This is a genomic window from Tenacibaculum tangerinum (genome assembly GCF_029853675.1).
GTDB lineage: Bacteria > Bacteroidota > Bacteroidia > Flavobacteriales > Flavobacteriaceae > Polaribacter > Polaribacter tangerinum_A.
Genome location: NZ_CP122539.1, coordinates 49,040 through 72,475 on the forward strand (window position 1 = coordinate 49,040; position 23,436 = coordinate 72,475).

Sequence of the window (23,436 nt, forward strand, 5' to 3'; positions counted from 1 at the left end):
TCAACAAAAATACGCATAGTTATTTAGGTAATGAATTTTAATTTCTTTTGAGGGTAAAATGACCTTTTTTATCTATGGTATTGTCATTAAGATCTTTAAGCTTTGCATGAAACCAATAATCGTTAGTAGGTAGTTGAATGTTGTTATAGGTGCCATCCCATCCGAGATCTGAATTTTTATCATTTATCACATAAACGACTTTACCAAAACGATTGAATATTTTGATATCAATTTCTTTAAAGAAATTAGTACTCACACCATATACCTTCCAATAGTCATTAAAACCATCGGAATTTGGAGTTAAAAATTTAGGGTATCCGATAATACTAGCCGATGCTGTTATGGAGGGTTCACACTTGTTAAGGTCTTTAATATATATAGTAGCAATACCAGGTTGTACATTGTAGAAGGAATGTGAAGCTCCGTTACCAAAATATGTAGTGTCATCTAAAGAAAACTCATAGTTACTATCACCGTTTACACTAACATAAACAATATTTTCAGTTTCACTTTGCACAGTAACATCAACATTTAAAATTTTAGGAGGTGGAGGATAATTAACAGTGAAACTTTTAGAGGTTGAACACTCTACTCCATTTATCGTCTTAAAAATAGTTAGTGAGAATGTACCAGCTTTTGTTAGTGCAAAACTATTACTTGTAGCTATAGTAGTATTGTTTTCATCTTTCCATTCGAATCTATCATAAGAAGAATCAGCAGTTAAAGTAATAGGAGGGTGGTCAGAAGGACTGATGCAGATAGTATAATTGTCTTCTAAATTTATTTGAGGAGAGTTTACGATTAATTCGATAGGAGATATACCAAAACAACCATTTTCATTTTCTATTTTTACCCAAATGGTAGTAGAGTTAGATATATACTCATAAGGAAGGATGTTGATAGATTTTTGTGCATCTGTGAATGATGCAAAAAAGGATATCTTTTCAAGTTTACTTAAACCCAAATTGTTCACTATTTGACTCCTTTTTACCCTTAAATCAAAAAAACCTACATCTTCGTTTACACTACTTTCAACATCTTTACAAGCTGTTATTGGCGGAATTGTAAGTGCAGGTCTAAACAAAGCTTCTATAGAAAAACTTTCGATATTAGAACAACCATTTAATGAGGTAGCTCTGGTGTATATAGTTTGTGGGTTACTCTCATTGTAGAAGTTTTCAGGGTCTTGTATTTGATTGGTATTATTTTCTGCATCAGCTAAATTCGTATAAAATTCATATGTAAGTGTATCATCTGTTGATATTTTATCTCCAATAGCATTTAGATTAAATAAATTTACTCCGTCATTATCATCGTCGCATTGAACAATTTCTTGATTGGGGATTAGTTTAGGTAGTGGAAAAACGGTAACTTTTTTATAAAGTTTTACATCTTTGTTGTTAATATTTATAGTGGCGGTAACTGTGTATTCTCCTGCAGTAGTGTATGCATATTCAGGACTCATTTCATTACTTATACTTCCGTCTCCAAATTCCCAAGTAACACTATTTATTGGAGCGTAAGAATCTAGAGAAAAATTGAATGTATCAAAAACACACTGATCTTCAGTAAGAATTCTATTTCTAAAATAGGATTGAATAAAGCTAGGAAGTCCTTTTATAGATAGCCCAGGATCGAGTTGAATGGCCATATGGTTATAATCACAGTCTAATTTATATTGGTCTGGCGAATCAATAAAACCAATATTCTGAACAGGAGATAACCCATTGATTTCGTCTATAGGATCGTCTTTAGTATACATAGCTACATAAACTTTGCCGTTATTTGCTAATTGTAATGCCCCAAAAGAGTAATCGTAAGAAACAAAAATGGGGGTTTTCTCAGAAAATAATGGATTTGAAGGAAAAGGATTGTCGAAAAAGTACTGGACTAAGATACTAGAATCAGTTCTTTGTCTTGCGGTGTAATATAAAATTTTGGAATTCGGAGAGAAACCTAATCCATACGGATATGTAGGAGAAAGAAGTGCGATATCAGTAAAAATTCTAGTGTTAAAACTGACATTCCCAGAAGAGGTGTCAAAGTTGTACACATAAATAAAAGAGTTGTTATAATCAGAAATAGCAAGCTTACTTCCATCGGGTGATATTTTCATAGCTCCTATTTTATCGATTGAATCTTCTTGGATAGTATTGTTTTTAGGAGGTCTTACAACACCAGTTTCATCAATTTCAAAAGCAGAAATATTAGTTATTGGAGAGGTGATTGCTCCGCTTTTATTCAAAGTGATTACCCAAATAGATTTTCCATTTTTATGGTGTACAGCGGTAATTCTTTCAGTAGTTAAACTTTTAAGCAATGAATTCCTGCGTTTTACAATACCATTCGGATAACTTGAAGAGATTTCAATTTCAGCAAGAAAAAGAGCAAAAGTTCCAGAAGGAAGTGTACTCTTCATATAAAGTAAATAATAGATCTCTGTTGAATTTGGTTTTGGGATTATAATTGAATTTTGGAACAATTCTTTCTTATCACCTAAATCAGTACCACCTTCCATAACTTCATGGTTTCTATTCCAAATAGTTTTTCCATCAGAATAGAATAAAAGATTTCCATTGGTGTCTGAAATTGAAGTACAGCCAGCTGGTGTTTCCATTTGGCTTGTGTTGGTAACATTAATTCCACCATAACTAAAATTAAGACCAGCTTTGTCACCAAAAAACCAATGATTGGTTTCATTTTGTGAAAAACAAAACAAGGAATATAAAAACAAAAAGAGTACTAGTAATTTATTCATAGCTAACAAATTATTGACTAGCATGTAATATACTAAAAAATATTGTATTCACAGGTTAACTTATACTAACTTAAAGAAGTCATTTTCTTAATAAAGAAAAATGCCCTGTTTTTTTTCTCACTTTTCCGTCATTATCTATCAATTCAGCATTATACCAATAATCATTAGAAGGAAGTATAGCACCATTATAAACCCCATCCCAACCAGGATGGTTTTTGTCGGTAATTTCATTGATGAGTTTTCCAAAACGGTTAAAAATTTGAACTCTAACTACATCATAATACTCATTATCAACTCCTAGTACCTTCCATGTATCAAAATATCCGTCTCCGTTAGGGGTAAAATGGCGTTGGAAATAAATGGTTGAAATTTGATTTGAAGTAGCAATTCCACAACCATTACGGTCTCTAATAGAAATGGTGTTTAGTCCTGGTGGAATATCGGTAAAAGTGTACGAGAGGTTTTCACTACCTTTTACAAAATCACTAAGATTAGTACTATTTAAGGCGTACTCATAATCTCCTAAACCGTCTACTACAATTTTAATTTTGTTATTATTGGGGTTGTCTTGATCATCGACAGATTCTAAATTTACAATTAATGCTTGGTTCGATTCTTTTACATAAAATGTATTATAACCTACGCAAAGTTCAGCAATGTTTGGGTATTTCCTATAGGCTTCTACTTTGTATTCTGCTTCACTATTAGCATTGTAAATTGCGGATGTTTCTCCAGTGATTAAATTTCCGTTTACATACCATTTATAAGAGTCGGTTGGATTTCCAGTGTCTGCATTTAATGGAATTGTTTGTGGTTGGGGGTTAAGTCTTGGGTTATCGACACATAAAATAATATCATTTAAATTGCCTTGAGGTATAGGAAGGCTTTCAACCTGAAGGTTAAACTTACCTACACTTTCACAAGCGTTATTGGTTTTTGATATAATTCTTACAAATATTTCTGAGTTGTCGGTAAATAAATTGTTTTCGTATGGAGGTAGAATTTTGTTTGTTTGCAGAGAAGCATCGTTTGCTGTTCTATAAAATTCAATAGAATGTGTAGCGGTTGTTAAAGCTCCATTAGATTTTGTAATAATATCCTCTCTTTTTATGTTAAAATCAAAAAAAGTATTTTGACTCCCTATACTTTGAGTAGCATTTGGGTTTGACGCATTACTGTCTAATTCACATGAGTAGATGTCATCAAATGTACCTAATCCAGAGGAGTTTACAATTAAATCTAAGCTTCCTGTGTTAAAACACTGCGTTGAGTTATTTATAATTTTTACAAATAACTTTTGGTTAAATGAGATTGTATTAGTGTAGTTTTCGGGTGATGTTATGGGTGAGTTATTATTTAAGTTAGTTTGACTTTCAAAAAACAGTACTGTTACATTTGTGTTGTTATTTGATATTTCTGCTTCTTTACTTTGTAAATTAAATATGGTAATTCCGTCAGTAGGATTGCTATCAAAGTCACATTGTTGATACGGTTGTATTGTAACAAAATCAGGAATAGGATTTATTTCTAAATTAAAACTAGTAGCAGTATTTAAGCAACTGAAGTTATTCTGAACTCTAATAAAAATTTCTTGAGAGTCTTTTTTAGTATTTGTAAAAAAAGTGTTTTTGTTTATAGGGTTTATGTCATTTTGAGCATCTGTAAGGCTCAAATAATAATTCACTGTATGTGTACTTGGATCTAATACTCCTAAAATTTCATTGTCTTTAGACGATAATAGAAAAGAACTATAGAAACCATCGGTGTTACTTCCACTATTTATATCGTCACAGACAGTGTAATTAGTAGGTTGAGTAATGTTTATATTATTATTTACAGTAACATTGAAATCGGTTACAGAGAAACATTCAGAATTTATATTTGTTAACCGTATAAATATTTTTTGAGGATTACTTGTGTTTTTAAAGCTGTTTGGATTTGTAATAGCATTTGTGTTAGTTTGCGCATCATTATCACTCAAATGATAGCTGATTTTAATATCTGTTTGACCGTTTAATATTGGTATAGTATTGGTAGTAAGGTCAAAATTTGTACTGTTATCGAAAGTACCATCATTATCACATTCTTCCAAGTCGTACGATTGACCAATTGTAGGAGGATTGATTGTAGGAGGATTGTTAAAAGTAGCGCTTCCAGTCCAATCAATTTTAAAACTACTGCTTCCTATAGGCCTATCAATAACTAGAAAATAAGAGTCATTATCGTTAACATTCAAAGAACGTACAAAACTATTACCTTGTGGTCCTGGACCTTCAGATATATCTGTTTCAGATGCTCTAATACCTGTTAAGTTATTTCCTTGGTTACTTGCTGCTGGGTTTGTTGTTGAGCATCGAATGGCTTGCCCTATGTTTCCACAGTTTACATTTGGACCAAATATAAAAAAATCAAAATCGATGTTAATATCAGTATTATGACTACCATCGGGATTCGTTGGAGTTAAGGTGAAATCTAATGTTCCTCCTTTATCAATTTTAATTTTAATCCACAAACTATTGTTTTCTTGACTAGAACAGGTATTAGAACCTGAAAGTTCTTGAATCCCTACTCCCGTAGCATTTAAGTTTTGAAAACCACTATTACCACATACCACAATAGCGTCGGAACAATCATTTTGAGAGAATACTGATGCACAAGCAAACAATAAACTTAGTACAATAAACTTTTTCATAGTGTGTAATTTATTTTCTTAATAAAGAAAAATGCCCTGTCTTTTTTCTCACTTTTCCATTAGAATCAATTAACTCAGCGTTGTACCAATAATCATTAGAAGGAAGTATAGCACCATTATAAACCCCGTCCCAACCTGGGTGGTTTTTATCGGTAATTTCATTGATGAGTTTTCCAAAACGGTTAAAAATTTTAACTCTAACTACATCATAATACTCATTATCAACTCCTAGTACCTTCCATGTGTCAAAATGTCCGTCTCCGTTAGGGGTAAAATGGCGTTGGAAATAAATGGTTGAAATTTGATTTGAAGTAGCTATTCCACAGCCATTACGATCTCTAATAGAAATGGTGTTTAGTCCTGGTGGAATATCGGTAAAAGTGTACGAGAGGTTCTCACTACCTTTTACAAAATCACTAAGATTAGTACTATTTAAGGCGTACTCATAATCTCCTAAACCGTCTACTACAATTTTAATTTTGTTATTATTAGGGTTGTCTTGATCGTCGACAGATTCTAAATTCACAATTAATGCTTGGTTCGATTCTTTTACATAAAATGTATTATAACCTACGCAAAGTTCAGCAATGTTTGGGTACTTCCTATAGGCTTCTACTTTGTATTCTCCTTCAGTATTTGCATTGTAAATTGCGGATGTTTCTCCAGCGATTAAATTTCCGTTAATATACCATTTATAAGAGTCGGTTGGATTTCCGGTGTCTGCATTTAATGGAATTGTTTGTGGTTGGGGGCTAAGTCTTGGGTTGTCGACACATAAAATAGTGTCGTTAAGGTTTCCTTGTGGTACAGGAATTTCTTCTACAAAAATTTTAAAATTACCCACTGCTTCGCATGATGTTTCTCCTTTATTTGAAATTCTAACAAAAACAGTAGCATTATTTGTAAATAAATCGTCTTCGTAGGGAGGTAGAATTTGATTTGTTTGTAAGGAAGCATCACTAGCAGTTCGATAATATTCAAAATCATGAGTGACTTCTGATAAGACTCCTCCAGAGTTATTAATTATTTGTTGTGTTTTTAAAGAAAAATCAAAAAAACTATTGCCAGTACCAATGCTAAATTGGGCATTAGGAATAGATGCATTTTCGTCTAATTCGCAAAGATATTCATCGGTATAAGAAGTTAATCCTGTAGGATTTACCTGTAAGTCAATGATTTCAGTTTCATAGCAAAGCGTAGTGTTGTTCGTAATCTTTACTGTTACAGAGTGGTTTTTAGCTACTGAATTGGTATAATTCGTTTTATTAAGTGGAGCGGTAAAGTTAGTGTCTGTGGTTTCAAAAAAATCGATAGAAATCTCAGATAGATTGTCGACTAGTGAAGGTTCTAGTGTTTCTAAATTAAAGGAAGTGAACCCATCAATTGGATTGCTGTCAAAATCGCATTGAATGTAAGGAGGTATTTTGTTGATAGTAGGTTTTGGTTCAAAAGAGACTTGTATCGTACCTACATATGTTTTTTTACATTCTGAACCTGAATCTATGTTTATTTCATACGTACCACTTCCATAGTTATCATTGTCGATGGTTAACGTTCTTGTTTTTGCTATTTCAACTCCATCTTTAAACCATGTGTAAGTATCATTAGGCTCATTTTTTTGTGGCTGAATTTCATAGCTACTTCCAATGCAAAATATTTGATTGTTATTGTTTAAAACTTCACCAGTAGCTACATCAATTAACTTTACAGGAGCAAAAAACGATTGAATAAAGGGTGGGAGTCCTTGTGAAGAAATGGCACCACCTAGGTTAACAGCATTTGAGGTAAATTGTACATCATTTGCATTTTCTTCTGGGTTTTCTATCGCTCCTAAATAGTTTCTACCAGGAATAGAAGCATAGATTCTTCCATCAGGCCCCAATTGTAAAGCACCTCTATAGCCTCCTTCTTGATGTACTAAGGTTTTTGTCTGCGAAATATTACTTTCTAACAAGTTATACTGAAAGATACTAAAACTCGTAGGTAGTTTAAGTGTAGATACGTATAATTTTGACGATGTTTGAGAAAATTCTACACCATACGGCACACCGTCTGTTGAGGGGGTGGTTAGTGTAATTCCTGATGAGGTAATTTTTCCTGAAGTGTTATCAAAATTGTACAAAACCAAACGTCCGTCACCTAAAAAATTTTGACCAGCGGTAAAGTCGGCCATCGCAACTTTGGTGCCGTCGGGAGATGCTTTTAAGTATCCTCTTTTATCTTTGAGAGGATAGTTAGAGGAAGAAATTACGGGGCTGGTATCTACTCCGTTTTTATCAATTTTATAAGTATAAAATGTATTTTCTGCAATAGATAAAATCCAAATTTCAGAACAATTCTTTCCTTGTACTGCGGTTACTTTTTCAGACCAAAATTCACTCAAATTACCAGCTAAGTCTATAGGTCCTGCTATGATTTCACCTCCATTTCCTTGAGAAATATCTATAGTATAAAATTTAAACCCCGGATTTCTTGGGTAACCACTTCCAGCACCAATATATTCGGTACCTACTGTAAAAATATAGTATAAGTTTTTATCTTCAGGGTTTGGAACAATTAATCCAGATTGTGAACTTGACGGGTTACCTTCTAAATTATTTGCTAAAACACCGTTAGAATAACGCATGAGCTCGTGGTTTTTTGTCCAAACATTTATTCCGTCAGAATAAAACAGTAAGTTCCCGTTTTCATCAGAAATGCTAGAGCATCCTTCATCAGTATTAAGCATTCCGTTTTGTAATGCGACTGGACTCCCAGAGTTAAAATCGAGACCTGCATTTCTTCCAAAATACCAAAAATTAGCTTCTTTTTGGCTGTAAATAGAAATAGAAGTCAGTACAAAAAAACCAGCAATAGTTGTTTTTTCATCTCAATAAAGTTCTTACATAAATAAAACAACTAAGTTACATAAAACCCTATTATAAATCCCGTTTTTTTAATAAAGCGTATGACGAATAGATAAAAATAGCTGTCCATACCAAGACAATAACGATATTTAAGATGCCTACTGAATAATCTTTTGTGAAATTTTCTCCTATTTGATTGGCTACGGATTTTACAGCTCCCAACCTAGAGAAAGGTTCTTTTATCAAGTTCGACATAGCTTCTAGAGGGAAGAATTGCATAATTGAATTTACAGCCTCATCAGCTCCACTTTTTGCACTTCTAAAAGTCCAATATAAGTAACCTTTTACAATACTTTCAATAATAAACCATACAATCATAGCTGCTACAGCAAATGCTGAACGTTTTATTAAAATTCCTAAAAACAATCCGAACGAGAAAAAACCTAAAAGTTTAACAAAAAAAGCAACTAAATAGTCTAGGTCTGAAAATATAATTGATATTTCATTAAAATCAGAATAAATAGCTCCAAGAATTAATGATACAATAAAAACAAAAAGAGTAGAGATAAGTGCAAAAGCGATTACTGTGTAAAACTTAGAAAGAATAAATTCTTTTTTGCTAAGTCCATCAATTAGGTTTTGCTTTAGTGTTTTATAGCTATATTCATTAGACATCATAGAAACAATCACCAACAATAAGAAAAATTTAAAAATAGCAGCCATATAGGTGTTGAAATGCCAGATATAAGGGAAATTAAAAATACCTTGCTCAGCTAAATGAAACTTAATAGGACCAATGTCAAATTTAATGGCAGCAATTAAGGCAATTGAAGTTAATAATGCGAAGTAAATAATTGACAAAACTTTACTAGCTCTGTTATATTTTAATTTATGAATTTCTATAGTTAAAAGTCGTAACATGGTGAAGTTTTATTGGTTGTTGGTTAGGTCTAAGAATTGTTGCTCTAAACTAGGTTTGCGTTTTACTAAATGAGAAAGTAATACGCCATTATCAAAGAGGTATTTGTTAATCTCTGTTGAAGATAATTCTGAGGCTAGACTGGCAATTAAAACTCCGTTTTCTTCTTTAATAGTTTCGATAGAAGCGTGCTTTTCTAAAAGCTGAACAAGTGTTTTCGTGTCATTTGCTTGAAGTTCAAAGTAGCCATTAGAAGCAGTCATTTCATCAACTCTACCGCTGTATAGTTTAATACCTTTTCTAATCACAACAACATGAGAGCATACCTTTTCAACTTCGTCGAGTAGGTGAGAAGCTAGTAAAATGGTAGTTCCGTTTTTAGCAATTCCTTTAATTATTTGACGAATTTCATGAATACCTTGTGGGTCTAAGCCGTTGGTTGGCTCGTCTAAGATTAAAATTTCAGGGTCATTTAATAAGGCAGATGCAATCGCTAAACGTTGTTTCATACCCAAAGAGTAGGTTTTAAATTTACTATTTCTGCGATCGTAAAGGTTTACGATTTTAAGTTTTTCTTCTATTTTATCGTACGATACACCTTTTATTTTACAAATGAGTTGTAAGTTTTGGGTAGCACTCATATAAGGGTAAAAGTTAGGGCGTTCTATAATGGCTCCTACTTTTTTTAAGGCTTCATGGGTAGATATAGCTCCGTCGAACCAACTAAAGTTTCCAGAGGTTTTATTTACTACATTTAAAATGATTCCTAAAGTGGTAGATTTTCCACTTCCGTTAGGACCTAGTATACCATAAACATTTCCTTTTTGAATATCAAAAGAAAGGTTGTTTACCGCATGAACTTTTCCATATTTTTTATCGAGGTTTCGAATAGATAAAATTGTTTCCAAGCGTTTTGGTTTTTGTTGATTATAAGTATTTGACGATTGATATAAATTATTGTTACAATGTATAAAAAAGAAAAAGACTTCTCGAACCCAAGAAGTCTTTACCTTATAGTTAGCATATCATAGTCACTTAATTTTCTACCAACCTAAAACCTTCGCCATGAATATTTAAAATTTCAACATTTTCATCGCTTTTTAAATATTTACGAAGTTTGGCAATGTAAACGTCCATACTACGAGAGGTAAAATAATTATCATCTCTCCATATTTTTGTTAATGCTAATTCACGTGGCATTAAATCATTTTTATGAATTGCTAGCATTCGCAATAATTTACTTTCTTTAGGTGATAGCTTTTGTGGTTCACCACCTTTGTATGAGAGATGGCGTAATTTTGAGTTAAAATCAAATCCCCCGATTTTAAATTCGAACTCATCACTCTCGTTTGTGTTTTCTTTTTCTTTGCGTTGTAAAATAGCTTTAATTTTGTGTAACAACACTTCAGAATCAAAGGGTTTGTTTAGGTAATCATCAGCTCCCACTTGATACCCTCTTAAAACGTCTTCTTTTAATGTTTTCGCTGTTAAGAAAATAATCGGAATTTCTTTATTGGTCGCTCTAATATCTTCTGCCAAAGAAAAACCATCCTTACGAGGCATCATTACATCGAGTATGCACAAGTCGTATTCTGCATTCTTAAACATAATTAAACCATCTATTCCATCTTTAGCATGTGTAACGTTATAATCGTTCAATGCTAGATAATCTTTCAATACTGTCCCAAAATTAGGATCGTCTTCTACTAATAATATTTTTTTGCTTCCCATTCCTTCATTTTTTATATTAATGGTAATTTAACTATAAATGTGCTTCCTTTATTTTTTTCACTTTCAACGTAAACAGTGCCTTGATGATTGTCTATAATTTCTTTTACATAGGCTAAGCCTAAACCATGCCCTTTTACATTGTGTATGTTTCCTTTATGTTCTCTGTAAAACTTATCAAATACATATTTTTGAGCGTTTCTACTCATTCCTATGCCTTCATCTTTTATCTTAAGTATAAAATAGTTATTTGTGTTTTCAGTAAATACATCGATCTTTGGTGTATTCTCTGAATATTTCAATGCATTTTCTAACATATTTACTACTACATTGGTTAAGTGAAATTGATTTCCTAGTACTTCTGTTGAAATTGCTTCAAAATGTGTTGTTACGCTTCCTTGCCTATCATTCGTTAATAATTGAATATGTTCGATCGCTTCTTCTATTATGTCGTGCATGTCTACTGCATCCTTACTTATTTCTAGTTGATTTTTTTCTAATCTTGAAATTCGTAGAACATTTTCTACTTGCCCATGCATACGTTTGTTCTCGTCTCGAATCATCTGAACATAACGCTTTACCTTTTCTTCATCAGATATAATTTTCGGATTTTTAATAGCATCTAGTGCCAAATTAATAGTAGCAATAGGGGTTTTAAATTCATGCGTCATGTTATTTATAAAATCTGTTTTAATTTCAGATATTTTCTTTTGACGAATTAGCTGATATAGTGAGGTAGAAAAAGCTGCAATAATGATTCCGATAAAAAATAAAGAAAGCATTAACACTTTCATCATACCTGAAAGTAGATTTTTTTTCTCGTTTGGAAACTTTATGTATAGTTTGTACTTACTATTTCCGTTTTCATCTTCGAGTAGCGGATAATTAACATCTTCTGGTTGAATATTAAAATACCCTGACTTTAATTGTGTTGCTAGTCCGTCTTCATACACAACGTACTTAAAGTCTTGATTAATACTCATTTTTGCAAGTTCTTCTTTAAGTGTACTGTTTAATTCTTGGTTGCTAATACGTTGGTTAATAGGATATATTCGCTTACTTTCTCTAAAAGCACGCTCCATAACCTCGTTGTTTAAGTTGTCGTATTTTCTATAAACAGAGTAGCGATTTTCACTTAAAAAATCTTTAAAATCTTTGTTTTCTGATTTTATTATCCTTGAAAAATAAATATCTTCCTTGCCAGAATATCGTTTGATAACGATAGAGTCATTATCTATAAATTCATTAGGAATTTTTATGCTTTCAGCCAGAATAGTATTACCAAACGTAAATTTTTTCTTACTAACGGTATCTACTTGTTGGAAGAGAAACGTTGTTATTTCAGCGTCGGTTCTTAACTTATTATTTTCAAAGAACTCTTGGTAATTCTGTAAAAATTCTTGGTGCTCTCTTTCTTTAATACTTTCAGAGGTGCGAGCCAAAGCAATTGTTACATTGTTTTTAAACTGCTGCTGTTTGTTTTTTATAGCATCTTTAATCCAGTATACCTGAACAGAAATAATACCTATTAAAGAAATACTCATTAAAACAACAATGAGAATAAAAATTTTCTTACCCATTATTCAAAAATAAATTAATAAAATTTAGGGGGGTAATGTTTTAACTTAGATTAACAAAGTTACTATAAAATTAAGACTTTTTTAACTAAAAAAAATAACAAAATGCAAATTAGATAAAGTTTTTTGTTAAATTATTATGGATTTTAAAGATTTGTTTCTGAGCGTTTATAAGTGATATGTTTTCAATTAGGTAATTAGACTGTAGTATTTTTTTAGTTTCACTCCACTGATTGTTAATTCTGTTTTTTACATCTTCTACTGTAATATTATCTCTTTTTACAACCCGATTAATTCTCACATCTTTGGGGGCAGTTACTGTGATAATTTTGTCACAAAAAGCGTCACTTCCGTTTTCAAAAAGAATCGCATTTTCATAGAGGATGTAACTTTTTTTATAGTTATTTTTAATAAAATTCTGTAAATGCTCTTTTACAATAGGGTGCACAATAGCGTTGAGTAACGCCAGTTTGTCTTTGTCTTTAAAAACGATGGATGCCAAATAGGGTTTATTCAACTCACCATTTGTAAAAACCTCATTACCAAACTTAGCAATAAGTTGTGTTTTTATTTTAGGGGAGGTACTCATTAATTTTTTAGCTTCATCATCTGCAATATAAATAGCAATATTTTTGAATTCCGAAAACATCTTAACTATGGTAGATTTTCCACTACCTATACCACCAGTTAAACCTATTACCATATTATTCGTATATTAAAAAATCTATTTTGTTGGGTACCAATCTTACCAAAGTAACCATATTGGGTATATCTTTTACTTTTGGGGTAAGGTAATTAACTTCGTTATCTTTTATTTGATTATAATCACACTCTACCTCAAATAAATCTGGAGTTACGTCATTAAAATTTTGCAATCCAACTTTATAAATAACTTTCACTTTTTTTGGATAAATATTAATTCCCCTAGGAGCATTTTTAACAACAACAGGTACTTCTATTTCTCCTTCGGTAAACTTGTCAACATCAATACGTATTTCAGCAGATGAATGGCTCGATTTTAACGTTATATTTTCAGGTAAAATGATAGGAGCGGTAATGTTTGTGTTTTTTGATATGTTTTTTAAAGTAACATTTTCTAGATTTAGAAAATCAGTTTTCGATATATAAGTTTCATCTCCCGAAATTAGTACACTATCAGGTGTTATAGTTATGGGTTTAGAGAAATCATATCCTAATTGAAAGGTAATGTTTACATTTGGTTTTAAAGCGACTTTCTTAGATTTTAAGGTGCCAATTTTTAGCGGAATGGTATCATTTTGAATTTGAACTAATTTAAGTCCAGATTTCAACTGCTCTTGTATGTTAGCAGCAATTTTTTTGGATAAGAAATAATAATCATTCTCCGATTTTTTTGAAACCTCTCTAAGGTCTAACTGAATGGGCTTGTGACTAAGACTTGCAACTAGCAGTTGATAACCACTACTTTTTAGTTTTAAATAAAGCTTATTTATAGGAGCTTCGATCAAGTTTTTTTGTTGCGGAAGGTGTATATACTCAACATCATACTCAACTATTGTATGATACTCTTTTGATAAATTGATAAGAAACCAAAAAAAGATAGAGGCTATTAAAAAGCCAAAGAAAGTTTTAGGGATGTTTAATTTTGTTTTCAAAAAAATAATTTTATAGATGCAATCTACGTAAAAAACAAAAAAGTGAGCTTGCATGCTCACTTTTTTATAAAAATATATTTGCTATTATTTTTTAGCTTCAGTAAGGTACTTTTTACTCAGTTCCATTGAAATGGCAGAGCGTTCAAACTTAATTTTCCCAGCCCCAGTTTCAACAGTAACAGTATTGTCGGTATCGTTTATTTCTATAATCTTACCGTGTATTCCGCTAGTAGTAACTACTTTAGCTCCTTTTTTAATTTCTGTTTGAAATTGTTTCTCCTTTTTTTGACGTCTCATTTGCGGACGAATAATTAAAAAATAAAAAACAGCAATCATGGCTACGAAAGGAAGCATATTCATTAAACCTTCTGGTGAGCTCGCTTGTAAAAAAATGGTTGTAAACATTAGGCGTCTTTCTTTTTAGGAGTTACCATACCCGAAATTTTCACAATTTCTCTACCTTTTTCAGTATTGGTAGTTAAGGTAATTGTTTTAGATTGCTTATTTGGCTTACCACTAGTGTTAAACTTTACTTCAATGTTTCCTGTTTCACCAGGGGCAATAGGCTCTTTTGGCCAACTAGGAACAGTACAGCCGCAAGAAGCTCTGGCATTGGTAATTACTAAATCACTTTTACCAGTATTGGTGACTACAAAAGTAGTTTCAACAACATCTCCTTCATTCACAGTTCCAAAGTCAAATTCTTCTTTGTCAAAAGAAATTACTGGAGCGCCTTGGCTAATTGAGTTGTCTCTTTTTTCAGCTTGTTCAATATTTTCTTTTTTAACTTTTGATGAAGCATTTCCTTGTTCGCAAGAAATTAACATTCCTGTTGATACAATAAATGCCAATGCTACTGCTATTTTTTTCATTGTAAAAATTTTTAATTTGCTGTAAAAATACTAATTTATTATAATAATCCTCTACCTATTTTAACCATCTTGTTAGAACTTAGGTAGTCTTTCGCTAACTTATCTAATACTCCGTTTATAAAGTAACCACTTTTATTGGTAGAGTAATCTTTGGCCAACTCTATGTATTCATTAATGGTAACTCTACTAGGAATAGAAGGGAAGTGTAAAAACTCTGTAATCGCCATTTTAATGATAATCATATCTACATCGGCAATTCTGTCTGCTTCCCAATTAGGGGTTTTTTCTTTAATATCTTCTTCGTACTTGTGTTGGTGCAACATTGTTTTTGTAAACAAATCAGAAACAAAAGCTTTATCATCATTGTCTTTATACAGGCTACCTAAAATAAACGGTTTATTGGCTTTTTGTTTGTTTAACGACTTTAAAATCCAAGTGTTTACAAATGGAATATCGTCTACCCAAGAAATCATTTTATCTTCAAAATAGTCAGCTAATTTTTCATTAGGCGCTACGATTTCTCTGAAAAAATCAATTACAAAAGCTTTATCTACATTGTAAGAATCTTCAACAGTGTCCATATACTTCTTGTATAATTCACTTTTTTGTAATTCCTCTAATAAGATTTTTACATACTCATCATCAAGTTCCCAATAATTCAATTTATTAAGCTCAACATACCCTTCTAAACTTACACTTTCATTAAGTAAATTTAAAAGTTTGTTATCTATAAATTTTGTATTTGGGTTCAGTTCTTCTTTGGTAGCTAGTATTTTCTTTTTAGAAAGTGCTATTCTTTTACGAGCTAACTTTTGTACTTCAACTAGTAATTGAAGGTTTAAAACGTACAAATCGTACATTTTTTGGATGCTGTATTTTAAGAATTTTTCCTCCCTTACTAAATCATCGCTGTGCGATTGTTGTATCGCATAAATTGATTGCATTACTTTAACACGAATATGTCTTCTGTTAATCATTCTAAAGAACTTTAAAAAAAAGAGCGATAGAAATTATTTCTAACGCTCTGCAAAAGTAAAACTTTTTTATTTTTTATCTAGCTATTTTGCTCTTTTTTGCGTGCATTAATTCTTGCTTGAGCAATATTAAAGGCAGCTTGATGTGTTGTGATATCCTCTTTATCTGATAAACTGAAAATTTCTAAAGTAGTATTGTAGATGTTTTCAGTTCTTTTTAAGCTTTCTGATTTGTCATAACCTTCAACTTCTGCATATACGTTTATAATACCACCAGCATTAATTAAGAAATCAGGAGCATAGGCAATACCTTTATTTCTTAACATTTTACCGTGTTTTAACTCGTTTGCTAATTGGTTATTAGCAGCTCCTGCAATTACTTTGGCTTTTAATTGAGCAATGCTTTCATCGTTAATAGTGGCACCCAAAGCACATGGTGCATAAATATCAACATCTAAGCCAAAAATATCATTTCCTAGCACTACATTAGCGCCATATTTCTTACTTAACTCCTCTAATCGAGCTTCGTTAATGTCGTTTAAAATAACTTGAGCGCCTTCATCGGTAATGTGTTTTACTAAGGTTTCTCCAACATGACCAACACCTTGAACTAATACTTTTTTACCCTCTAAATTTTCAGTTCCGAATTTGTATTTAGCCGCCGCTTTCATACCCATATAAACTCCATAAGCAGTAACAGGAGAAGGATTTCCAGATCCACCAATACTTTCAGAAACACCTGTTACGTGAGGCGTAACTTCACGAATAATATCCATGTCGCGTGTTTCCATTCCAACATCTTCAGCAGTAATGTATTTTCCGCCTAAAGAATTCACAAACTCACCAAATTTACGCATTAGAGCGTCGTTTTTTTGAGTTTTGGCATCACCGATAATAACTGCTTTACCACCACCGAGTTTTAATCCAGTAATTGCAGATTTATACGTCATACCACGAGATAAACGCAACACGTCATTCAACGCTTCCCATTCGCTTTTGTATTGCCACATTCTCGTACCTCCTAATGCAGGTCCTAAAGTTGTGTTATGGATACCAATAATTGCTTTTAAACCTGTATCTTCGTCGTTGCAAAAAACGATTTGCTCGTGGTTGTCGAAAGACAATTGACCAAACACTGGATCGTTTTTAAGGTCTTTAGTATCAATGATTTCTGATGTCATTTGTTTTATTTTTAATTTGAGGTAATTTAGGTAATCTCAAAAATTAGCAAACAAAAATAGGAAATCGTTAAAACATAAACAAAAAAAGAGGTCTAAATTAAGGTATCTTTAACAAGAGCTTTGATAAGGTTTAATTTTTATAATAAGATAAAATTGAAAGCATTACAATACTTAAATAAGTACTTTATTAAATACAAGTGGAGGTTATTACTGGGGGTTTTAATCACAGTATTATCAAAGATATTAACCTTAAAAATTCCCAATTTTGTTGGTAATTCATTAAATGTAGTTGAAGATTATCAGTTGGGTAAAATAACTGAAATGTCTGAGGTAAAAGAAATACTTCTAATCAACATTTTGCTTATCGTTGGAGTAACTTTATTAGGAGGTTTTTTTACATTTTTAATGCGTCAAACAATTATAGTAATGTCTCGATTGATTGAGTTTGACTTAAAAAATGAGATATACCAACAATATCAAAAACTATCACTCAACTTTTATAAACAGAACAGAACAGGAGATTTAATGAATCGTATTAGTGAAGACGTGTCTAAAGTTCGTATGTACTTTGGGCCTGCTATTATGTATTCATTAAATATGTTGGTTTCTTTTGCTGTTGGTTTTACGCAAATGTATGCGATATCACCAAAACTTACTTTGTATACCATGATACCTTTTCCTGTGTTATCGGTATCGGTTTTTATTTTAAGTAAGCAAATCAATAGGCGAAGCACTGTTGTTCAGCAGTATTTATCTAAGCTAACTACTTTTAATCAAGAATTTTTCTCTGGTATTAATGTGGTAAAATCCTATGCCATAGAAAATGCGGTCATTAAAAATTTTGATACGTTAGCCGATGCTAGTAAAGATAAAAACATTAACCTGTATAAAGTACAAGCGTTGTTTTTTCCGTTAATGATTTTATTAATAGGAATTAGTAATATTATCGTATTGTATGTCGGGGGTACTTTATATATTAATGGTGAAATTCAAGTTGGAGCAATTGGAGCCTTTGTAATGTATGTGAATATCTTAACATGGCCAGTAGCTGTGGTTGGCTGGGTAACTTCAATGGTACAACAAGCAGAAGCTTCTCAAGAAAGAATTAATGAATTTTTAGAGCAGGTTCCTGAAATAAAAAACAACAATGAAGAAGAGACAAAGATTGATGGGAGTATAGCCTTTAGAAATGTTTCTTTAGTTTATGAAGACACCAATATTACCGCCCTAAAAAATGTGAGCTTTGAAATAGAAAAAGGAGAAACGTTAGCTATTTTAGGAAAAACAGGAAGCGGAAAGTCATCAATAATAAACTTGGTTTCACGTTTATACGACACAACAGAAGGAACAGTGTTAATAGATGGTGTCGATATTAAAAAATACAACCTGTACGACATAAGAAATCAAATTGGATTTGTTCCCCAAGAACCTTTTCTGTTTTCAGATACGATTGAGAATAACATAAAATTTGGTAAGGAAGATGCTACTAAGGAAGAAATTGTAGAAGCAGCAAAAAATGCAGTAATACACGAAAATATTATCGATTTTAAAGAGGGCTATCAAACGATTTTAGGAGAAAGAGGGGTCACCTTATCTGGTGGTCAAAAACAGCGTACTTCTATTGCTAGAGCAATTATCAAAAACCCTAAAATTTTAATTTTTGACGACTGTTTGTCGGCAGTAGATACAGAAACAGAAGAAAGAATTTTATCGAATTTAGAACGTGTTTCTAGTGATAAAACAACCATTATCATAAGCCATAGAGTATCATCAGCGAAAAATGCAGATAAAATCATTGTGCTCGATGATGGTAAGATTATTCAACAAGGTATTCATAATCAATTAGTAAAGAAAGAAGGTTATTATAAAGAGTTGTATGAGCAACAGCTTTTAGAAAAAGAAATGTAACATTTCGTATTGTTAAGTCAAATATTTTGTTAGATTTGTTGAGGAAAATTAAGTAAAACCAACTATTATTTTAAGTAGCGAATTATGAGCGAGAGAGTAGAACAAGAAGAAATCTTTTCACAAGTTTTAAGGGCTGGAAGAAGAACTTACTTTTTTGATGTTAGATCTACAAAAGCAGATGACTATTATTTGACAATAACAGAGAGTAAAAAGTTTACTCATGATGATGGTTCTTTTCATTATCAAAAACACAAAATTTACTTATACAAAGAAGATTTTACTGATTTTGCAGAAATGTTAAATAAAGCAACAGATTTTATTGTAAATGAAAAGGGTGCTGAGGTAATTAGCGAGCGTCATCAAAAAGACTATAAAAAAGAAGAAAATACAGTAAAACAAACAACGTCAGCTGAAAGTTTTACAGACGTTTCTTTCGAAGATATTTAAGCAAAAAATTATATTGCATACCTCTAAACACAAATAAAATTTGTGTAAAGAGATTGTTTGTGCAAGAAAAATCAATTCAAATTCAATTTACACACGAAAAACCGCCTATTGTTGCACAGCACAATCGGTGGTTTTTATTTTTAAACTTCAGATTTTATTTTATTAGATAGTTTTGACGTAAACTCTGTTAATTGTTTGTATGTCAAAATTCTTCCTACCCTGCTGTTAAGTTTGTCTTCGTGTTGGTTTGTTCTTAGTAATTTCTGTTTCATGTTCAAGCTGTTTTTAATTTGAATAAATATAATAAAAAAAAACTGAATTTCAGGTAGTTGTGTAGGTTTTTAAGGAAAAAAGGGTGCTTTTCCTATAAAACTTTCTTCATAGTAGTAGTTTTAGCTACTGTTTCAAGCCACTCTTTTACTGGATCGCTATTTTTTGTAATACCTCCACCTACGTAAATGTATATGGCGTTGTTAATCACTTCCATACAGCGAAGGTTAACAAAAAGGTTGCTTTCTTTACCAATATTTAATTCCCCTAAAAAACCAGTGTAAAACCTTCTGTGGTAATTTTCGTTAGTCAAAATAAATTGCTTCGACGATTCCAAAGGCAATCCACATACAGCTGGGGTGGGGTGTAAGGTTTTGATTAAATAAGCAGGGTTCGTTGTTAGTTTGCCATTAATAACAGAACGTAAGTGTAACAAGCTTCCTGCTTTGATTGTTTCAGCTTTTGTAGTGGTAATTTCCGAACAAATACCTGATAATCTATCCACAATATAGTCAGTTACAAATTGCTGTTCTTCTAATTCTTTAGATTGCCAAGTCACCTTTGTTGTTTCTTTATATAGCTGTGTTCCAGCCAGGGCCATGGTAGTAAAATGATTTTCTAAAATACGAACCAATGTTTCTGGAGTAGCTCCTAACCATAAACCAATTTTTGGATGGTACCATACATACACAAAAGCGGTAGGATACGTATTCAGCAGTTTTTGAAAAGTTTCAATAATATTAAAACTGGGTGATTCAACTTTTTCTTTTCTAGAGAGTACCACCTTTTTAAACTGTTGATTTTTAATAGCTGCTATCCCTTTCTCCACTAATTGAACATGTTCTTCTTTCGAAATATTGTCAGAAATAAAATCTGAGTTACTTGTTAAACTGCTATTAACAGTAAACTCTTCTTCAATATAGATTGATTGATTTTCAGGAATCAAGATAGCTTCTTCTTTATCGTCAAACGGAGCGAAAATAAAACCACTTTCACTGAAGTCTTTCGAGGTAATCACGGCATTATTTTTCTGAAACCATCCTTTAATTACAGAGGTATTGGGTTGTTTGTAAGCAACAAAAGGGAGTTGCTTTGCTAGAGCTTCTTTTATGTTTGAAAAAATACTCAATCTAATTGTTTTATTAAATAGTGTTTAATCGTGTCAAATTTACTCCAAATAAATCCGTGACCAGCATCTGGAATGCTAATTAATTCAAACTGACTTTTAGGAAACTGTTCTTCTAAAAACAACGAGTTTTCAAAAGGAACAATACGGTCTTTAGTTCCGTGAATACTTACTACATTATTCGGGGTGCTCTTCCAGGTATTTTCAAAAAGCTGTAAATCGTGCTTATGAGATAATTTTTCTTTACTTGCTTCTTGCCAAATTGGGGGAACAAGCCATCTGGTGAGTTTCCACTCGTATAAATTTAAAAGCCAAGGCATCGGTTCAACTTTACTGTATACTGCTGGGGCTAATAAAACTATGCTTCGAACTCTTTTTTGTAGAGCTAAAGCAATAGGACCTCCATAAGAATATCCTACTACGATTGTTTTCTCAGGGTTTAAATTCTGTAAAATAGCGTGTAACATGTCGCGTTCGAAGGCAATACTTTCTTGTACAGCATTTTTATCACGATAGTTATAACCAATACGATCGTAAGAAATCATGTTTGCGTTACGAAGTAATGCCGAGTCTTTCATATACTCAATAAAATCAATAGAAGAACCTATTGTGCCATGAACGAAGACAATGGTAGGTAAAGTGGTATCTTTTACAATAGAGAGTTTTCTGTAGTTAAAATCTCTAAAACTTTCATAAGTAAGTTGAGGGATAACAGCGCTACCCGAAAATTTTTCAAGTATTTTTATGTCGGATTTGGGAGTAGAAAAGTTCCAAAATAAGAAATACAAAACCAAAAAGATTGTAAAGACCGCAATTACCGTAATTTTTAAGATTTTTTTAGCAATTTCATGCTACTGCTTGTCTAAAATAATATTGGTAATCTTACAAAGAGAAATTAAATTATCGGCTTCATCTACAATTCGCACTTCCCATAAATGTGTAGTTCTACCTTTGTGAATAGCCTTGGCCGTAGCAAAAACTTCTCCCTCTCTCTTACTTTTTAAATGATTAATACTCAATTCGATTCCTTTAATAATTTTATTGGAGTCTTTTAAGAAAAAAGCAGAAGCACAACTTCCTACAGATTCTGCCAAAGCAGCAGTAGCTCCGCCGTGTAATATTCCATAAGGTTGATGCACTTTTGGACTAACAGGCATTGTAGCCGTGATAAAATCATCTCCTATGTCAATAAACCTTATTTCCAACGTTTCCATCAGTGTGTTCTTGTTGTAATTGTTTAAGATAGTAAGAGATTCTTGCTTTGTCATTGTTAGTAGAAATTATCATTCAAAAATACGTATTTTTGTACGGATTAAAAATGATAGAATGTATAAAGTACGTGTAATTTTAGATACGAAAGAAGACGTAATAAGAACCCTGATGGTAAATGAAAAAGTTTCATTAGAAAACTTACATTTTGATATTGCAAAAGCGTTTGGTTTTGACGGACAAGAAATGGCATCTTTTTATCGTACCGATGAAGATTGGAATCAAGGGGAAGAAATACCATTGTTTGATATGTCTGAAGCAGGTGAAAACCTTTCTATGGCAACGTGTATTATAGAGGAAACCTTGCCCAATAAACACGATAAATTAATTTACGTGTATGATTTTTTTCAAATGTGGACGTTTTACGTAGAGGTAATAGAGCAAACAAATGAAGTGCTTTCTGAAACAACACTAGTGTTGTCTGTTGGAACAATTCCAGAAAAAGCACCTGAAAAAGAATTCAAAGCAGAAGATATTTCAAAAGATATAGACGATGAAATTCATGATGAGTTTAATGATTTTGAAAGCTTAGACGATTTTGACTTTGATAATTATTAAGCCATGGCACAGTTTATAAAATTATATAACGACAATCCTAACCCGAAAGAGATTGAAAAAATTGTAAAGGTTTTACAAAATGGCGGGTTAATTATCTATCCAACAGATACTGTATACGGTTTAGGGTGTGATATTACCAATACTAAAGCTTTAGCAAAAGTGGCAAAAATTAGAAAGGTAAAACCAGAAAAAGCAAATTTTTCGTTTGTCTGTAATGATTTGAGTCACTTATCAGATTACGTAAAACAAATTGATACCGCTACGTACAAAATCTTAAAAAGAGCTTTACCAGGACCCTATACCTTTGTATTGCCAGGTAGTAATTCGCTTCCTAAAGCATATAAAAAACGTAAAACAGTGGGGATTCGTGTACCCGATAACAATATTGCAAGGGCCATAGTAGCGGCTTTAGGAAACCCGATTGTATCCACTTCAATTCACGATGAAGATGAAGTATTGGAATATACTACAGATCCTGAATTAATCTTCGAAAAGTGGCAAAATATTGTAGATATAGTAGTTGATGGTGGTTATGGAGGTAACTATGCATCTACTGTAATCGACCTAACCACTGACGAGCCTGAAGTAATTCGTGAAGGAAAAGGAAGTTTAGATATATTGTAAAAAAATAGATAGCTGGAAGAGTTTATATTTGAAAATGACCAAAGAATCAAACT

21 protein-coding genes are annotated in these 23,436 nt (G+C 32.0%); 4 read left to right on the forward strand and 17 right to left on the reverse strand.

The genetic code is table 11. The features are described 5' to 3' along the window. Window positions 1-37: 37 nt before the first annotated feature. The 13 genes from P8625_RS00165 to P8625_RS00225 form a co-directional block, all read right to left on the reverse strand. On the reverse strand, window positions 38-2,758 hold the full coding sequence (locus P8625_RS00165; RefSeq protein WP_279651485.1) for a T9SS type B sorting domain-containing protein: 2,721 nt from the start codon (window positions 2,756-2,758) through the stop codon (window positions 38-40). Window positions 2,759-2,837: 79 nt separating this feature from the next. Next, the gene (locus P8625_RS00170) at window positions 2,838-5,450 is read right to left on the reverse strand and encodes a T9SS type B sorting domain-containing protein (protein WP_279651486.1); all 2,613 of its coding nucleotides are present in this window, start codon (window positions 5,448-5,450) and stop codon (window positions 2,838-2,840) included. 10 nt (window positions 5,451-5,460) lie between these two features. After that, window positions 5,461-8,178 carry a T9SS type B sorting domain-containing protein gene (locus P8625_RS00175; protein ID WP_279651487.1) on the reverse strand — a complete coding sequence of 906 codons (2,718 nt, stop codon included), beginning with the start codon at window positions 8,176-8,178 and terminating at the stop codon, window positions 5,461-5,463. Between the two features lie 190 nt (window positions 8,179-8,368). Beyond that, a complete protein-coding gene (locus P8625_RS00180) occupies window positions 8,369-9,217 on the reverse strand; it encodes an ABC transporter permease (RefSeq protein ID WP_279651488.1) in 849 nt (282 codons plus the stop codon). A 9-nt stretch (window positions 9,218-9,226) separates the two neighbouring features. Then, window positions 9,227-10,123 (reverse strand): ABC transporter ATP-binding protein, encoded by an 897-nt coding sequence (locus P8625_RS00185; RefSeq protein WP_279651489.1) that lies wholly within the window; start codon window positions 10,121-10,123, stop codon window positions 9,227-9,229. Window positions 10,124-10,250: 127 nt separating this feature from the next. Further along, a complete protein-coding gene (locus P8625_RS00190; RefSeq protein ID WP_279651490.1) occupies window positions 10,251-10,946 on the reverse strand; it encodes a response regulator transcription factor in 696 nt (231 codons plus the stop codon). Between the two features lie 11 nt (window positions 10,947-10,957). Beyond that, window positions 10,958-12,523: a sensor histidine kinase gene (locus P8625_RS00195; protein WP_279651491.1), complete on the reverse strand. Its 1,566-nt coding sequence runs from the start codon at window positions 12,521-12,523 to the stop codon at window positions 10,958-10,960. Window positions 12,524-12,632: 109 nt separating this feature from the next. After that, window positions 12,633-13,223, reverse strand: a complete 591-nt coding sequence (coaE, locus tag P8625_RS00200) for a dephospho-CoA kinase (protein WP_279651492.1) — start codon at window positions 13,221-13,223, stop codon at window positions 12,633-12,635. A gap of 1 nt (window position 13,224) precedes the next feature. Then, on the reverse strand, window positions 13,225-14,154 hold the full coding sequence (locus P8625_RS00205; protein ID WP_279651493.1) for a CdaR family protein: 930 nt from the start codon (window positions 14,152-14,154) through the stop codon (window positions 13,225-13,227). An 84-nt stretch (window positions 14,155-14,238) separates the two neighbouring features. Next, window positions 14,239-14,559, reverse strand: coding sequence for a preprotein translocase subunit YajC (yajC, locus tag P8625_RS00210; RefSeq protein ID WP_279651494.1), 321 nt, complete (start codon window positions 14,557-14,559; stop codon window positions 14,239-14,241). Next, window positions 14,559-15,026: a DUF1573 domain-containing protein gene (locus tag P8625_RS00215; RefSeq protein WP_279651495.1), complete on the reverse strand. Its 468-nt coding sequence runs from the start codon at window positions 15,024-15,026 to the stop codon at window positions 14,559-14,561. The genes yajC and P8625_RS00215 overlap by 1 nt, the downstream gene beginning before the upstream one ends. 38 nt (window positions 15,027-15,064) lie before the next feature. Continuing rightward, window positions 15,065-16,003, reverse strand: coding sequence for a transcription antitermination factor NusB (nusB, locus tag P8625_RS00220; RefSeq protein ID WP_279651496.1), 939 nt, complete (start codon window positions 16,001-16,003; stop codon window positions 15,065-15,067). 77 nt (window positions 16,004-16,080) lie between these two features. Next, window positions 16,081-17,181 carry a Glu/Leu/Phe/Val family dehydrogenase gene (locus P8625_RS00225; protein ID WP_279651497.1) on the reverse strand — a complete coding sequence of 367 codons (1,101 nt, stop codon included), beginning with the start codon at window positions 17,179-17,181 and terminating at the stop codon, window positions 16,081-16,083. Window positions 17,182-17,334: 153 nt separating this feature from the next. On the opposite strand from P8625_RS00225, the gene P8625_RS00230 reads away from it, so the two are divergent. Further along, window positions 17,335-19,089, forward strand: coding sequence for an ABC transporter ATP-binding protein (locus tag P8625_RS00230; protein WP_279651498.1), 1,755 nt, complete (start codon window positions 17,335-17,337; stop codon window positions 19,087-19,089). An 84-nt stretch (window positions 19,090-19,173) separates the two neighbouring features. Next, a complete protein-coding gene (locus P8625_RS00235; protein WP_279651499.1) occupies window positions 19,174-19,536 on the forward strand; it encodes a PUR family DNA/RNA-binding protein in 363 nt (120 codons plus the stop codon). A 140-nt stretch (window positions 19,537-19,676) separates the two neighbouring features. Here P8625_RS00235 and P8625_RS00240 read toward each other — a convergent pair whose 3' ends face one another. The 4 genes from P8625_RS00240 to P8625_RS00255 form a co-directional block, all read right to left on the reverse strand. Then, on the reverse strand, window positions 19,677-19,808 hold the full coding sequence (locus P8625_RS00240) for a hypothetical protein (protein WP_279651500.1): 132 nt from the start codon (window positions 19,806-19,808) through the stop codon (window positions 19,677-19,679). Between the two features lie 92 nt (window positions 19,809-19,900). After that, window positions 19,901-20,935 (reverse strand): chorismate-binding protein, encoded by a 1,035-nt coding sequence (locus P8625_RS00245; protein WP_279651501.1) that lies wholly within the window; start codon window positions 20,933-20,935, stop codon window positions 19,901-19,903. Beyond that, window positions 20,932-21,720, reverse strand: coding sequence for an alpha/beta fold hydrolase (locus P8625_RS00250; protein ID WP_279651502.1), 789 nt, complete (start codon window positions 21,718-21,720; stop codon window positions 20,932-20,934). The genes P8625_RS00245 and P8625_RS00250 overlap by 4 nt, the downstream gene beginning before the upstream one ends. A 63-nt stretch (window positions 21,721-21,783) precedes the next feature. After that, window positions 21,784-22,200, reverse strand: coding sequence for a PaaI family thioesterase (locus P8625_RS00255; RefSeq protein ID WP_279651503.1), 417 nt, complete (start codon window positions 22,198-22,200; stop codon window positions 21,784-21,786). A gap of 58 nt (window positions 22,201-22,258) precedes the next feature. Here P8625_RS00255 and P8625_RS00260 point away from each other — a divergent pair, with 58 nt between their 5' ends. Next, on the forward strand, window positions 22,259-22,759 hold the full coding sequence (locus tag P8625_RS00260) for an IS1096 element passenger TnpR family protein (protein WP_279651504.1): 501 nt from the start codon (window positions 22,259-22,261) through the stop codon (window positions 22,757-22,759). Between the two features lie 3 nt (window positions 22,760-22,762). Then, a complete protein-coding gene (locus P8625_RS00265; RefSeq protein ID WP_279651505.1) occupies window positions 22,763-23,383 on the forward strand; it encodes an L-threonylcarbamoyladenylate synthase in 621 nt (206 codons plus the stop codon). Window positions 23,384-23,436: the final 53 nt, after the last annotated feature.